Source organism: Microbacterium sp. 1.5R (assembly GCF_007667425.1).
Lineage (GTDB): Bacteria > Actinomycetota > Actinomycetes > Actinomycetales > Microbacteriaceae > Microbacterium.
In genome coordinates this window covers 855,292-869,269 of record NZ_VDRC01000001.1, presented here as the reverse complement: position 1 = coordinate 869,269, position 13,978 = coordinate 855,292, and the positions used below count along the sequence as shown (strand labels likewise).

Genomic DNA, 13,978 nt, shown 5'->3' with positions numbered 1-13,978 from the left:
GACCGGTTATCTTGGAAGTCACACACCCGGGGGAAGGTCACGATGGCTCTGCGCGCGACGAAGAAGACGATCATCATCGCGAGTGCGGTCGCCGTGCTCCTCGTCGGCGGCGGCGCCGCAACCGCGATGGTGATCGCGAATCAGCAGACCGCCCCGGTCGCTGAACCGACCTCGGAGCCGACTCCTGTGCCGGTTGCGACCGAACCGCCCGTCCTCGTCCCCGTCACGAATGTCGCGCGGGCGTCGGTCGACGGCTGGGCCCTCGCCGACCGCGGTGTCGTCGGGACCGTCCTCCCCGAGGTCGGCGATGCCTCGGAGGGCGTCGTCTCCCTGCGCGTGGACGCCCCGGCCGACGACGCCGACATCGTCGCGGCATCCGCCCCCGTCGCGCTGGCCCCGAGCGTCGACTACACGCTCCGCGTCTCGGTGCGGGCGCTCACGGATGAGAAGGCCGAGACGGGAGTGCGTCTGACCGCGGCCGGTCAGACCTTCACCCTCCCCGAGCTCGATGCCGAATGGGAGACGATCGAGTTCCCGTTCACCTCGGCAGCCGATCAGGCCCCCGCTTCGACCTTCGACGTCGTGCTCTCCGGCGCCGTGCGCGGATTCGGGATCGATGACGTGTCGATCACCGCGGATGGCGGAGAAAACCTCGTCACGAACGGCTCCTTCGAGGCCGTGCAGACGCCCGGCGGCATCGTCAACGACTCTCTGGTGATGACCGACGAGTCGGCCCTGCTCGCCGTCTCGCTCCCCGAGGGCCCCACGCAGTGGAGCGCGACCTCATCATCCGGAGGCGATCCCGTGACCGGGGAGTTCACCGCTGCGGGGCCGCTGTCCGCCATGCCTCTCACCGGCGTCTCGCAGGGGCACTACTCGGTGTCCGTGGCCGATGCCTCCGGACGCCAGATCCAGACCGACATCGCGGTGATCGACGCCGACGGGTTCTCCGTCGCTCAGGACGGCCGTTTCGGGGTGGGGGCGCACGTCGAGAAAGAGGCTTTCGTCGGCACCGGATCGCTGGCGGCGGCGCTCGGCTTCGCCGAGGTGCGCAACGACATCTCCTGGGAGCGGAACGAGAAGACCGCCGGTCAATACGCGTGGGACGAGAACTACGTGCGGGAGTTCACGCGCATGCACGCGAACGACGTGAAGCTGCTGGGCCTCGTCGTCTACGGGAACAGGCTCTATGGAGCACGCAAGGCGCCGGGGAACGACGCAGCGATCCAGGCGTACGGCGCCTATGCCAAGGCCGTCGCCGACAGGTTCGACCTCGTCGGCCTCGAGGTGCTCAACGAGTTCAACCATCGGGAGAACGACACCGCGTGCGGCCAGGCCCCCGCGTGCTACGTGCCGATCGCGCAGTCCGTGCGGGATCACGTCAGCCCGGCATATCCTGATCTCCCCATCGTCACCGGATCGACGGCGCTCTACGACCGCGACTGGTTCGTCGGATTCTGGCAGGCAGGCGGGATGGCTGTCACCGACGCCGCGAGCTACCACCCGTACGAGTCGTGGATCAACCGCGACGCCGACCTCATCGCCGGCACGGTGCTGCAGTCCTACGCCGACATGAAGGAGGCGGCGGGCGAGACACGGCCCGTCTGGGTGACCGAGATGGGTTTCCCCACACACTACGACGGCGTCGGCGCCCTCGAGCAGGGGCAGATGATGGTGCGCAATCAGGCGCTGGCGTTCGCCAACGGGGTCGAGAAGTACTTCTGGTACGACCTGGTGAACGACACCCCCGACCTCGCCGCGGGCGAGTCGAACTTCGGACTCTACGAGAACGCTCCGCGGGAGAACGTGGTGGCTCTAGCGCCGAAACCCGGCGCGTTCGCCCAGGCCCTCATGATCACGCAGCTGCGCGACAAAGCCTTCGCATCGACCGAGTCGGATGACGCGACCTCGGTCGAGGTGTTCGGCGAAGGCGATCAGGAGACGCGCATCGCCTGGGCGAAGCAGGGTGAGGTGTCGCGAACCTTCGACAGCGAGGTCCCCCTCCTGGTGACGGACATGTCGGGTCTGACGCAGTCGTTCGAGCCGGAGGACGGTGAGGTCACGCTGACTCTCGGCGCCTCTCCGGTTTTCATCGCCGCCGAGACCGAGTGAGGCGCGCAGGTCCGCCCCAGGTGTCGCCGGTAGTATTCCCCAGATTGTCTCCGCACGAAAGGTAACTCCTCCATGAGCGCAGCGCGCGAGGGTGCCACCGGTACCGACGACCGGATCTCGGTCCGCCAGCGACGGCGGAGGCGGATCTGGACGGTCGTCATCATCGTCGTCATCGCGTTCCTCATCGCCGTCTGCTGGGTCGGACTTCGCGCTATCACGGTGAAGGACGGGCTGGTGGAGAGCCAGCAGCTTGTCAGCGAGATCCAGAACGGCGGCGACATGGATGCCGCCCTCCCGGCGCTGTCCGAGAGCGCAGCCAGCGCGGGAGCCGCGGCATCCGACCCGGTGTGGTGGGTCATGGAGTGGGTCCCTGTCGTCGGAGATAACCTCCGGGGCGTCCGTCTCGCCGCGCAGTCTCTGGACGCGCTCGTCAACGGGATCGCCGTGCCCGTGATGGGCGACGAGGACTCGAGCGGATCCATCACCCAGCGGCTGCTCGCCGCCACGGAGGAACAGGCCGACCGCATCACGGATCTCGCTGATGGGCTGGCCTCCGTTTCGGAGTCCCCCTTCCTGGTCTCCGTCGTCCGCGAAGGCGTCGCCGATGTCGACGAGGTCATGTCCGCCGCCGCGCCGGCGATCGGGGCGCTGCCGAGTCTTCTGGGAGGGGATGGCGAACGCAACTATCTGCTGGTCTTCCAGAACAACGCCGAGACCCTCGCTCTCGGCGGCAGCGCTGCCGCACAGACCCTGGTCCGGGTCGACGGCGGGTCGATAGAGATAGGCGGGCAGGGCGACAGCGGCAACTACCAGAACGGCGTCGCCGTCGACGTGGACGTGCCGACGAGTGCGACCGATCTGTACACGAGCTACCTCGTCGATCACATCAACACGAGCATGAGCCGTCCTGATTTCCCCACCGCGGCCAAGATCATGCGGGCGTGGTGGCAGCGCGACATCGCCGACGACGAGATCTCCGGTGTGATTTCCATCGACCCCCTCGCCCTCTCACGCATCCTGAAGGCGACCGGACCGATCGATCTCGCCTCGGGAGAGGTCCTCTCCGAGGACAACGCCGTCTCCCTGCTGCTCAGCGAGGTCTACGGGCGCTGGGACTCGTATAAGGAACCGGAGCTCGTCGACGGCTTCTTCGCCGACACCGCCGCCGCTGTGTTCGACAAGATCGCCAGCGGTGACTTCAACCTCAAGGACATGCTCTGGGCGGTCACCGAGAGTGCCAAGCAGGGCAGCGTTCTGGTCTGGAGCGACGACGCGCAGATCGCCGACGCGATCGAGGGCACCAGGATGGCCGGCGTGCTTCCCACCACGAACTCCGACACGACGACGGTCGGCATCTACTTCAACAACACCAACGGCTCGAAGATCGACTACTTCACCGAGACGGCGACGGGCGCGACCGCCACCTGCGAAGCGGATGCCGCGACGTTCACCGCCACGGCATCCCTTACGCTTCCGCTCACGCAGCGGCAGGCAGAGGCGCTGCCACGCTACGTGCAGAGCATGACGTTCGGCGCGCGCTTCCGCGACACCATCTACGTCTACGGCCCTCCGGGGACGACGCTCAGCGACGCGACGTTCAACGGCGATGAGGTCTCGGTCACACACCGCGACATCGACGATCTCGGCCGGCCGGTCGTCGCATTCGAGGCGTGGTTCGACCCGGGTGACTCCGTCGACGTGACGGCGACCTTCGTGGGCCCGAACGGCGACTACGGTCCGCTGACGGTGCGCACGAACCCGATGGTGAACGGCGCGAAGCCCACCATCTCGGACGGCTGCACCAACTGATCTGAGGGTGCTCGACAGACGCGAGGCCACCGGGCCTGCGGTCGGGGACCGTTATACTTGCTCCCGTTCTGGCGTCAGCGCAGCCGAAGGGGGTGAGAGTCGTCGTCGTTCAGCTCGAGCACGGTGACTCCGGCGCGTCGCGCGAACCCTCCTCTTCGCGGCCGGTGCGCGCGAGGAATGCGCGGCGCGCAGCTTGGACCCGCCTCTACGCGAGCCGCCTCTTCTACAACGACCTCATCGTGGTGGTCGTCACGCTGATCGTCTCCGCGCTTGCGGTGCTTCCGGGGCTGCTCACTGGGGTGTCCTGGCCGGGTGGCCCCCGGATCTCCTACCTCCCGGTGCTCTTCGCGATCGGCTTCCTCTGGCTGATCGCTCTCGACGTGGCGGACTCCCGTGATCGGCACACGGTCGGGCACGGAGCCGACGAATACCGCCGCATCGTCAACGCGACCATCGGCGTCTTCGCAGTCACGGTCGCCATCGCCTTCTTCCTCGGGATGGAGATCTCTCGGGCGCTCGTGGCGCTCGTCTTCACACTGGGACTGGTGCTGCTCCTGCTGTCGCGGTGGATGTGCCGCCAGTGGTTGCGTGGTCGCCAGAAGACCGGGGAGTACCTGCATCGAGCCGTGGTGATCGGCGAGCCGTCGAAGGTTGCGCTCGTGGGTCGCGAGATCAGGCGGGCGAAGAGCAGCGGCTACGAGATCGTCGGGGTGATCACGGAGAACGCGGCCGAGGAGGTCGTCGCCGGATTCGAGGTGCTCGGAGACGTCGCCGACGTCGAGACGGTGCTCGACGAGGTACGATTCGACGCCCTGATCATCGTCGGTTCGGACGACCTTGATCCACTCACCATGCGGCGTCTCGGGTACTCGGTGTCAGACCGTGACATCCAGCTCATCATGGCACCCGTTCTGACCGACATCGCGGGCCCCCGCATGCATGCGACGCCCGTGGCCGGACTGCCGCTCGTGCACGTCGACTTCCCGCGGATGGAAGGGGCCAAGCGGTTCCTCAAGCGGGCCTTCGACATCGTCGGCTCGTCGTTGCTGCTGGTCCTGCTCTCACCGGTGCTGCTCATCGCCGCCATCGCGGTCAGAGTGGACGCCCCGGGAGGCGTTCTCTTCCGACAGGACCGGATAGGGCGTGGCGGGCGGACTTTCGGCATGCTCAAGTTCCGGTCGATGGTCGCCGACGCCGACGACCAGCTCGCGACGCTGCTCGACCTGCAGGGCGACGGCGGGACGCCGCTGTTCAAGATCAACGACGACCCGCGGATCACGCGAGTCGGCCGATTCTTCCGCAAGCACTCCATCGACGAGCTCCCACAGCTGATCAACGTCTTCCTCGGCGACATGAGCCTCGTCGGCCCTCGCCCGCAGCGTGCCTCCGAGGTCGCGCTCTACGACGACTTCGCGCACCGCCGACTGCTGGTGAAGCCAGGTATGAGCGGGCTGTGGCAGGTGAGCGGACGCTCGTCGCTGTCGTGGGAGGAGACCATCCGCCTCGACCTCTACTACGTCGAGAACTGGTCGCTCATGCAGGACCTCATCATCCTGTTCCGCACCGTTCGCGCGGTCGTCGCCCCTGGAGCGGGCGCCCACTGACCGGACGAGCCGGTCATTACGGCGACTGTCCGAGCGCCATGCACGGAGGTCGCCCGGCGATCGGTACATTCAGGAACATGAGATCCCCCCTTGCGAAGCTCACGGCCGCGAGTGCTCTTGCTCTGATCCTCTTCGGCGGCGCCGCAGGCTGCGCAGCCACGCCCGACGCGTCGACTCCGGTGCCGACCTCGACCGCCACGAGTCCCGCTCCGTCGCCGTCGGCCACGGAGCCTGCGCCCTCGTCCAGTCCGGAGCCCTCGGAGACGTCGTCCGCCGAGTTCGGCGAGTTCGCCGGCGCGGAGCTGGCACAGATCTGCATCGACGCGACGCTCTCTGCGTTCCCCGCCGAGGTGTCCTTCGCTCCGGAAAGCACCCGCATCGAGCGCCGCGAGGTCACGCCCGAATGGCTCGTCCTCGTCCCCGCGCAGGCGGCGGGTCTCGAGGCGCAGGCCCAGTGCACGATCGGCGGCTCGCCCTCCGCGCCGGAGCTCGGCATGTCGTCGGCCTCGCTCGAGCCGCTTCCCGAAGAGCAGATCCAGAACCTCATCCGCGGCGAGAACGAAGGCGGCGATCGCTAGTGTGCGACGCGGGAGACGCTGAGCTCCCCGACGCAGAGCCGCTGAGGCCCGTCTTCTCCCGTCGTGTCGTCCTCCTCGCTGCGGGTGCCGCGATCGGGGCGTCCGCCATCGGGCGCGAACTGGTCGCTCCGAGTACCAGTGCGCTGGCGGCCGGCACGTACCTGCGTCCGTGCGGGAACGTTCCGATCTCGAGTTCCTGGCAGGGGCACCGGAACCGGAACCCGCCGTCGGCGGAGCCGGGGACCGACTACGCCGTGGTCACCGGCTCTCAGGTCAGGGCGGCGACCAACGGAGTGATCGTCGACCGCAAGGACTCCACGACCACCGCCACCGGGCGTTACCTGGCGCTGCGCGCGGACGACGGCAACTACATCCGCTACCTGCACCTGCAGTCGAGCACCGTGCCGCTCGGCGCGCGGGTGAGCCGCGGACAGGTGATCGCGTATTCGGGCGCTTCCGGGTTCGGCACCGACACCGGGTACGGCCCCCATGTGCACGTCTCCCTCTGGATCGGTGGAACGCCGCTCCAACTGGGCTTCGCCAACTCGGTCGACTTCGAGAACTACGTCGACCCCAGTCCCTACCCACCGCCACCGGAGGATCCCGTGCCCCTGCACAAGTCGACGAAGTACACATGGAACGCCGCCCTCCCGAACGGAGTCTGGGCGAAGATGCCTGTTGCCGCCGATTCCAGCTGGTTGGCCGAGAGCAGTGCGGCGATCAAGGAGACGGGCGACCTCACGATCTACCTCACAGCGACGGGGGTGACGTCCGGATTCCAGATCAGGGTCCTGGCCCAGGGGCTCGACTCGAGCGGAAACGTCATCAGCACTTCTCCGCAGCCCGTCGTCGAGGTCAAGCCGACCGCGCAGACCGCAGCGAGTTCGCTGACCTACGGTGAGTACTCGTTGCCTTACTTCCTGTCCGGTCCGCTCCGCCTGTACGCGCAGGTCCGGGCTCTCAATCAAGGCATCCGCATCCAGCAGGTGGTCGTGAAGAAGAACTACTGGCAGTCCTGAGCTCGCGCCCCGTCGCACGTCTTCCCTGCGGATCCCGTTCCATGCAGAATGAACGTGCGTCGGGCATCCGGCGCACTCGAACGCGACCAAGGGGGTCCCGCATGGGCATCGATGACGCCGTCAACAAGGGCAAGGATCTGTACGAGCAGAACAAGGACAAGATCGCCGAGGCCGTGAAGAGCGAGCAGGCCGAGGACATCAGCGACAAGGTCCTCGACGGAGTGGCCGACTTCGCGAAGAAGATCGCACCGGGCGCCGCCGACAAGATCGACGAGATCCGCGACAGCGCTGATAAGGCCATCGGGAACGAGTAACAGGCTCGCATACACTCAGGGCGGTGGCTCTCCAGGGGAGGGCCACCGCCCTCTGCGTCCGGCTCCGGGTATTCGGCAGGGCGGTATCGCGTTTCGGTACCCGATGCCTTTAGAATGAGATCGACCGCCTGGGGATCTTGCGGTCGAGGGACGTCGAAGGGGTTCGACTTCCTGTATTCACGCGGTTCGCCGCGTCAAACTGGGGAAACGATTTTGGGGATCATCGTGCGACGCGCGCACTCTGTGCGCTCTGGCGTCTTCCCGCCTGCACGGCGGACGCTCCGCCGTGCCCTCGGTCGAGGATTCCGGCGTCCCTTCACGTCGGGGTCCTCGCGTTCGGTGTGCCCCCTCGCACTGAACGCCCTCCCCAAGCGGGGCGAGGCATGGGGATGCCTCGCCCCGCTCTCCCCCTGACGCCCGGCTCCGCGCCCCCGCCGACGGGATCGTCCCGCCCTGCCTCGGGGTGTCTCAGGAGATGCTCAGCAAGCGCGACACGCCCGGGTTTGCACAACGGAAAACCGCCGTGGCAGAATAGTCAGGTTCGACATTCCGGCGTGCGCAGCGTGCGTCGGATCACCACCAGGGCAGTGCATAGGCGGCGCGACAGCGCAGGGACCTAGGCCGCGGGTGGCAGGACGCTCCCGACACCTTCATCACAAGGGCTTCGCCGTGCGCGGCGGAGGTCGGCAATCCGCTCGCCGAAAGGTGCGCGGGCTGACAGAAGAACAGTGGTGCGCAGACCGGTTCGCAGAACCGATCGAGTGCCGAGGCGCGAACAGCGCCGACGTGCGTCCAATGCCCCTGGGTCACCCGGCCCAGGACGGTAAGACGCTTAAAGAGAGAGAGCAGACAATGGCGGGACAGAAGATCCGCATTCGCCTGAAGTCGTACGACCACGAGGTCATCGACACGTCCGCACGCAAGATCGTGGACACCGTGACCCGCGCGGGCGCGACCGTCGTCGGTCCCGTGCCCCTTCCGACCGAGAAGAACGTCGTGTGCGTCATCCGGTCGCCCCACAAGTACAAGGACAGCCGCGAGCACTTCGAGATGCGCACCCACAAGCGTCTGATCGACATCGTCGACCCGACGCCCAAGGCCGTCGACTCGCTGATGCGCCTCGACCTGCCGGCCGACGTCAACATCGAGATCAAGCTCTGAGGTTCGACATGGCTGACATCAACGCAAAGATTTCCAAGGGCATGCTCGGCACGAAGCTCGGCATGACCCAGGTCTGGAACGAGAACGGCAAGCTCGTTCCCGTCACCGTCATCGAGCTCGCCTCGAACGTGGTCACGCAGATCCGCACCCCCGAGGTCGACGGCTACAACGCCGTGCAGATCGCGTACGGGCAGATCGACCCCCGCAAGGTGAACAAGCCCCTCACGGCTCACTTCGAGGCAGCCGGCGTCACGCCGCGTCGTCACGTCACCGAGATCCGCACCGCGGACGCCGGCGACTACACCCTGGGCCAGGAGCTCACGGTCGACGGCACCTTCGAGGCCGGCCAGCTCGTCGACGTCGTCGGCACGAGCAAGGGCAAGGGCTTCGCCGGTGTCATGAAGCGTCACAACTTCAAGGGCGTCTCGGCATCGCACGGTTCGCACCGCAACCACCGCAAGCCCGGCTCCATCGGCGCATCGTCGACCCCGAGCCGCGTCTTCAAGGGCATGCGCATGGCCGGCCGTATGGGTGGCGAGCGCGTGACCGTCCTGAACCTCACGGTGCACGCCGTCGACATCGAGAAGGGTCTGCTGCTCGTCAAGGGCGCCGTCCCCGGTGCTCGTGGCCGCATCGTCTACGTCCGCAACGCAGTGAAGGGTGCCTGATCATGGCTGACTCCACTCTCGCGCTTGACGTCCTCAAGGCAGACGGCAAGAAGGCTGGCTCGATCGAGCTTCCCGCCGCCCTGTTCGACGCCAAGACGAACATCCCGCTCATCCACCAGGTCGTCGTCGCGCAGCTCGCGGCGGCTCGCCAGGGCACGCACTCGACCAAGCGTCGTGGCGAGGTCTCGGGTGCCGGCCGCAAGCCCTTCAAGCAGAAGGGCACGGGTAATGCCCGTCAGGGCTCCATCCGCGCGCCGCACATGACCGGTGGTGGCATCGTCCACGGACCGAAGCCGCGCGACTACTCGCAGCGCACCCCCAAGAAGATGATCGCCGCCGCCCTGCTGGGCGCGCTCAGCGACCGCTTCCGCGGCGACCGCATCCACGCCATCGAGTCCTTCGGGATCGACGGAACGCCCTCGACCAAGACCGCGGTGAACTTCCTCACCAACGTCGTGTCGTCGAAGAACGTTCTCGTCGTGATCGAGCGCAACGACGACGTGACGCTGAAGAGCATCCGCAACCTGTCGAACCTCCACGTGCTGTCGTTCGACCAGCTCAACGCCTACGACGTGCTCGTCTCCGACGACATCGTCTTCACCCAGGCCGCTCTCGAGGCGTTCATCTCCTCGAAGTCCGGCGCCAACCAGGAGGTCTCCGCATGAGCGAGCAGGCATCTGTTCTCCAGACGGCCCTGAACAAGGACCCGCGCGACATCATCCTGAAGCCGGTCGTGTCCGAGAAGAGCTACGGTCTGATCGACGAGGGCAAGTACACGTTCCTCGTGGACCCGCGCGCTTCGAAGACCGAGATCAAGCTCGCCATCGAGAAGATCTTCGGCGTCAAGGTCGCAGGGGTCAACACCCTCAACCGCGTCGGCAAGGCTCGTCGCACCCGCTTCGGCACCGGCAAGCGCAAGGACACCAAGCGCGCCATCGTGACCCTGAAGTCGGGCACCATCGACATCTTCACGGCAATCGGCTGATCCGGGGGATAAAGGACAATCATGGCTATTCGCAAGTACAAGCCCACGACCCCGGGCCGCCGCGGCTCGTCGGTGGCTGACTTCGCCGAGATCACCCGATCGACGCCGGAGAAGTCGCTGCTGCGCCCGCTCGCCAAGACCGGTGGTCGCAACAACCAGGGCCGCATCACGACCCGTCACATCGGTGGTGGCCACAAGCGCCAGTACCGTGTCATCGACTTCCGTCGTAACGACAAGGACGGCATCAACGCCAAGGTCGCTCACATCGAGTACGACCCCAACCGCACGGCTCGCATCGCGCTGCTGCACTACCTGGACGGCGAGAAGCGCTACATCATCGCGCCGAACAAGCTGAAGCAGGGCGACATCATCGAGTCGGGTGCAGGCGCCGACATCAAGCCGGGCAACAACCTCCCGCTGAAGAACATCCCGACCGGTACGGTGATCCACGCGATCGAGCTCCGTCCCGGCGGCGGTGCCAAGCTCGCGCGTTCGGCCGGTGCATCCGTCCGTCTCGTCGCGAAGGACGGCCCCTACGCTCAGCTGCGTCTCCCCTCGGGCGAGATCCGCAACGTCGATGCGCGCTGCCGCGCGACCATCGGCGAGGTCGGCAACGCCGAGCAGTCGAACATCAACTGGGGCAAGGCCGGCCGCAAGCGCTGGCTCGGCGTCCGTCCCACCGTCCGTGGTGTCGCGATGAACCCGGTCGACCACCCGCACGGTGGTGGTGAGGGCAAGACGTCCGGTGGTCGTCACCCCGTCACCCCCTGGGGCCAGGCTGAGGGTCGTACCCGTCACGCCAACAAAGAAAGCGACAAGTACATCGTGCGTCGCCGTAACGCCGGCAAGAAGCGCAAGTAGGAGTAAGAGAAGATGCCTCGCAGTCTCAAGAAGGGCCCCTTCGTCGACGAGCACCTGCTTCGCAAGGTGATCGGTCAGAACGAAAAGGGCACGAAGAACGTCATCAAGACCTGGTCGCGTCGGTCCATGATCATCCCGGCCATGCTGGGTCACACGATCGCGGTCCACGACGGTCGCAAGCACATCCCCGTGTTTGTGTCGGAGACCATGGTCGGTCACAAGCTGGGCGAGTTCGCGCCCACCCGCACCTTCCGCGGCCACGAGAAGGACGACAAGAAGGGGCGGCGCCGCTAATGGTCGAATCCATCGCACGCGTGAAGCACATTCGCGTGACCCCTCAGAAGGCTCGTCGTGTCGTCGCGCTCATCAAGGGCAAGCAGGCCCAGGAGGCGCTGGCGATCCTGAAGTTCGCACAGCAGTCCGCCAGTGAGCCGATCTACAAGCTTGTCGCGTCGGCCATGGCCAACGCGCAGGTCAAGGCGGATCGTGACGGCGAGTTCCTCGACGAGCAGGACCTGTACGTGGCTAACGCCTACGTCGACGAGGGCACGACGCTCAAGCGTTTCCAGCCCCGTGCACAGGGTCGCGCTTTCCAGATCAAGAAGCGCACGAGCCACATCACGGTCGTGCTCTCGACGCCTGAGGCGGCTCCGGCCGCTGCGGGCGACAGCAACAAGAAGGCGAGCAAGTAATGGGACAGAAGGTAAACCCGTACGGCTTCCGTCTCGGCATCACCACTGACCACGTGTCGCGGTGGTTCTCTGATTCCACGAAGGCCGGTCAGCGCTACGCCGACTACGTCGCCGAGGACATCAAGATCCGTCGTCTGCTGCAGACGCAGCTCGACCGCGCCGGTGTCTCGAACATCGAGATCGAGCGCACCCGTGACCGCGTCCGCGTCGACATCCACACCGCCCGTCCGGGCATCGTGATCGGTCGTCGTGGTGCAGAGGCCGAGCGCATCCGCGGCGACCTCGAGAAGCTCACGGGCAAGCAGATCCAGCTGAACATCCTCGAGGTCAAGAACCCCGAGGCCGACGCTCAGCTCGTCGCCCAGGGCATCGCCGAGCAGCTCTCTGCTCGCGTGGCGTTCCGTCGTGCGATGCGCAAGGGTCTCCAGGGCGCGCAGCGCGCTGGTGCCAAGGGCATCCGCATCCAGGTCTCCGGCCGCCTCGGCGGCGCCGAGATGAGCCGCTCGGAGTTCTACCGCGAGGGTCGTGTGCCGCTGCACACGCTGCGCGCGAACATCGACTACGGCTTCTACGAGGCGAAGACCACCTTCGGCCGCATCGGCGTGAAGGTCTGGATCTACAAGGGCGACCTCACCGCCAAGGAGCTTGCTCGCGAGCAGGCCAACGCACCGAAGTCCCGTCGTGACGACCGTGGTGGCGACCGCCGCCGCGCGCCGCGCAACGAGGCCCCCGTCGCAGAAGGAGCGTCTGCCTGATGCTTATTCCCCGCAAGGTCAAGTACCGCAAGCAGCATCACCCGAAGCGTGATGGCCAGGCTACCGGTGGCACGAAGGTCTCCTTCGGCGAGTACGGCATCCAGGCGCTCACGCCGGCGTACGTGACGAACCGTCAGATCGAGTCCGCTCGTATCGCGATGACCCGTCACATCAAGCGTGGTGGAAAGGTGTGGATCAACATCTACCCCGACCGCCCGCTCACCAAGAAGCCGGCTGAGACCCGCATGGGTTCCGGTAAGGGCTCGCCCGAGTGGTGGGTCGCCAATGTCAAGCCGGGTCGCGTCCTCTTCGAGGTCGCCGGTGTCAACGAGGAACTCGCTCGTGAAGCACTGACCCGAGCAATCCACAAGCTGCCGCTCAAGGCACGCATCATCAAGCGCGAGGAGGGCGACGCGTAATGGCGATCGGCACCAAGGAGCTCGCTCCGGCAGAGCTCGACACGTTCGAAGACCAGCGCCTCGTCGAGGAGCTGCGCAAGGCCAAGGAGGAGCTGTTCAACCTCCGTTTCCAGTCGGCCACCGGTCAGCTGGAGAGCCACGGCCGCATCCGCGCCGTCAAGCGCGACATCGCGCGCCTCTACACCGTGATCCGCGAGCGCGAGTTGGGCATCCGTGCGACGCCCGCTCCCGTCGAGGCTCCGGCGAAGAAGGCGTCCAAGTCGAAGGCGAAGAAGGCGGATGCCGCTGACGACGCCGTGAAGGAAGAGGCCGAGTGATGGCTGAGAAGAAGGCTGCAGCCGCTGAGGTCGAGCACGGCGCGCACGACGTCCGCGACGTCGACGCCCGCGGTTACCGCAAGGCCCGCCGTGGCTACGTCGTCAGCGACAAGATGGACAAGACCATCGTGGTCGAGGTCGAGGACCGCGTGAAGCACCCGCTTTACGGCAAGGTCATCCGCCGCACCTCGAAGGTCAAGGCTCACGATGAGGCGAACTCCGCCGGCATCGGCGACCTCGTCCTGATCAACGAGACCCGCCCGCTGAGCGCGACCAAGCGCTGGCGTCTGGTGGAGATTCTGGAGAAGGCCAAGTGATTCAGCAGGAATCCCGCCTCAAGGTCGCCGACAACACCGGCGCGAAGGAACTGCTCACGATCCGCGTCCTCGGTGGCTCGCGCCGCCGCTACGCGGGTCTGGGCGACACCATCGTCGCGACGGTCAAGGACGCGATCCCCGGCGGCAACGTCAAGAAGGGCGATGTGGTCAAGGCCGTCATCGTTCGCACGGTCAAGTCCACGCGCCGTCCCGACGGCTCGTACATCAAGTTCGACGAGAACGCCGCCGTGATCCTGAAGAACGACGGGGAGCCCCGCGGCACCCGTATCTTCGGGCCGGTCGGCCGCGAGCTTCGTGACAAGAAGTTCATGAAGATCGTCTCGCTGGCGCCGGAGGTTATCTAAGT

18 protein-coding genes are annotated in these 13,978 nt (G+C 66.5%); all 18 read left to right on the top strand.

Annotated elements, in window-relative coordinates:
• Positions 1–42: 42 nt before the first annotated feature.
• The 18 genes from FSY98_RS04360 to rplN all read left to right on the top strand — a co-directional run bounded on the left by FSY98_RS04360 (position 43) and on the right by rplN (position 13,976).
• Positions 43–2,112 carry a hypothetical protein gene (locus FSY98_RS04360; protein ID WP_144874287.1) on the top strand — a complete coding sequence of 690 codons (2,070 nt, stop codon included), beginning with the start codon at positions 43–45 and terminating at the stop codon, positions 2,110–2,112.
• Positions 2,113–2,184: 72 nt separating this feature from the next.
• Positions 2,185–3,921, top strand: coding sequence for a DUF4012 domain-containing protein (locus tag FSY98_RS04355; protein ID WP_144874285.1), 1,737 nt, complete (start codon positions 2,185–2,187; stop codon positions 3,919–3,921).
• A gap of 92 nt (positions 3,922–4,013) precedes the next feature.
• Entirely contained in the window at positions 4,014–5,525 is a 1,512-nt protein-coding gene (locus FSY98_RS04350; RefSeq protein WP_260857272.1) for a sugar transferase, read from the top strand.
• Between the two features lie 77 nt (positions 5,526–5,602).
• On the top strand, positions 5,603–6,103 hold the full coding sequence (locus FSY98_RS16610; RefSeq protein ID WP_186307537.1) for a hypothetical protein: 501 nt from the start codon (positions 5,603–5,605) through the stop codon (positions 6,101–6,103).
• On the top strand, positions 6,103–7,122 hold the full coding sequence (locus tag FSY98_RS04340) for a M23 family metallopeptidase (RefSeq protein WP_186307536.1): 1,020 nt from the start codon (positions 6,103–6,105) through the stop codon (positions 7,120–7,122). The genes FSY98_RS16610 and FSY98_RS04340 overlap by 1 nt, the downstream gene beginning before the upstream one ends.
• Before the next feature lie 101 nt (positions 7,123–7,223).
• Entirely contained in the window at positions 7,224–7,436 is a 213-nt protein-coding gene (locus FSY98_RS04335; protein ID WP_144874279.1) for a hypothetical protein, read from the top strand.
• A gap of 852 nt (positions 7,437–8,288) precedes the next feature.
• The gene (rpsJ, locus tag FSY98_RS04330; RefSeq protein ID WP_017201594.1) at positions 8,289–8,597 is read left to right on the top strand and encodes a 30S ribosomal protein S10; all 309 of its coding nucleotides are present in this window, start codon (positions 8,289–8,291) and stop codon (positions 8,595–8,597) included.
• A gap of 8 nt (positions 8,598–8,605) precedes the next feature.
• Positions 8,606–9,265, top strand: coding sequence for a 50S ribosomal protein L3 (gene rplC / locus FSY98_RS04325; protein WP_144874277.1), 660 nt, complete (start codon positions 8,606–8,608; stop codon positions 9,263–9,265).
• Positions 9,266–9,267: 2 nt separating this feature from the next.
• Positions 9,268–9,930, top strand: coding sequence for a 50S ribosomal protein L4 (gene rplD / locus FSY98_RS04320; protein WP_144874275.1), 663 nt, complete (start codon positions 9,268–9,270; stop codon positions 9,928–9,930).
• Complete coding sequence (gene rplW / locus FSY98_RS04315) at positions 9,927–10,250, top strand: 50S ribosomal protein L23 (protein ID WP_017829206.1); 324 nt, start codon at positions 9,927–9,929, stop codon at positions 10,248–10,250. Before rplD ends, rplW begins: the two co-directional genes overlap by 4 nt.
• Positions 10,251–10,271: 21 nt before the next feature.
• Positions 10,272–11,111, top strand: a complete 840-nt coding sequence (gene rplB / locus FSY98_RS04310; RefSeq protein ID WP_144874273.1) for a 50S ribosomal protein L2 — start codon at positions 10,272–10,274, stop codon at positions 11,109–11,111.
• A gap of 12 nt (positions 11,112–11,123) precedes the next feature.
• Positions 11,124–11,405 (top strand): 30S ribosomal protein S19, encoded by a 282-nt coding sequence (gene rpsS, locus FSY98_RS04305; protein ID WP_045278750.1) that lies wholly within the window; start codon positions 11,124–11,126, stop codon positions 11,403–11,405.
• Positions 11,405–11,803, top strand: a complete 399-nt coding sequence (gene rplV, locus FSY98_RS04300; protein WP_144874271.1) for a 50S ribosomal protein L22 — start codon at positions 11,405–11,407, stop codon at positions 11,801–11,803. The genes rpsS and rplV overlap by 1 nt, the downstream gene beginning before the upstream one ends.
• On the top strand, positions 11,803–12,558 hold the full coding sequence (gene rpsC, locus FSY98_RS04295; protein WP_144874269.1) for a 30S ribosomal protein S3: 756 nt from the start codon (positions 11,803–11,805) through the stop codon (positions 12,556–12,558). The genes rplV and rpsC overlap by 1 nt, the downstream gene beginning before the upstream one ends.
• Complete coding sequence (gene rplP, locus FSY98_RS04290; RefSeq protein WP_144874267.1) at positions 12,558–12,977, top strand: 50S ribosomal protein L16; 420 nt, start codon at positions 12,558–12,560, stop codon at positions 12,975–12,977. Before rpsC ends, rplP begins: the two co-directional genes overlap by 1 nt.
• Positions 12,977–13,294: a 50S ribosomal protein L29 gene (rpmC, locus tag FSY98_RS04285; RefSeq protein WP_050722500.1), complete on the top strand. Its 318-nt coding sequence runs from the start codon at positions 12,977–12,979 to the stop codon at positions 13,292–13,294. Before rplP ends, rpmC begins: the two co-directional genes overlap by 1 nt.
• Positions 13,294–13,611, top strand: a complete 318-nt coding sequence (gene rpsQ, locus FSY98_RS04280; protein ID WP_144874265.1) for a 30S ribosomal protein S17 — start codon at positions 13,294–13,296, stop codon at positions 13,609–13,611. The genes rpmC and rpsQ overlap by 1 nt, the downstream gene beginning before the upstream one ends.
• Entirely contained in the window at positions 13,608–13,976 is a 369-nt protein-coding gene (rplN, locus tag FSY98_RS04275; protein WP_053097479.1) for a 50S ribosomal protein L14, read from the top strand. Before rpsQ ends, rplN begins: the two co-directional genes overlap by 4 nt.
• Positions 13,977–13,978: the final 2 nt, after the last annotated feature.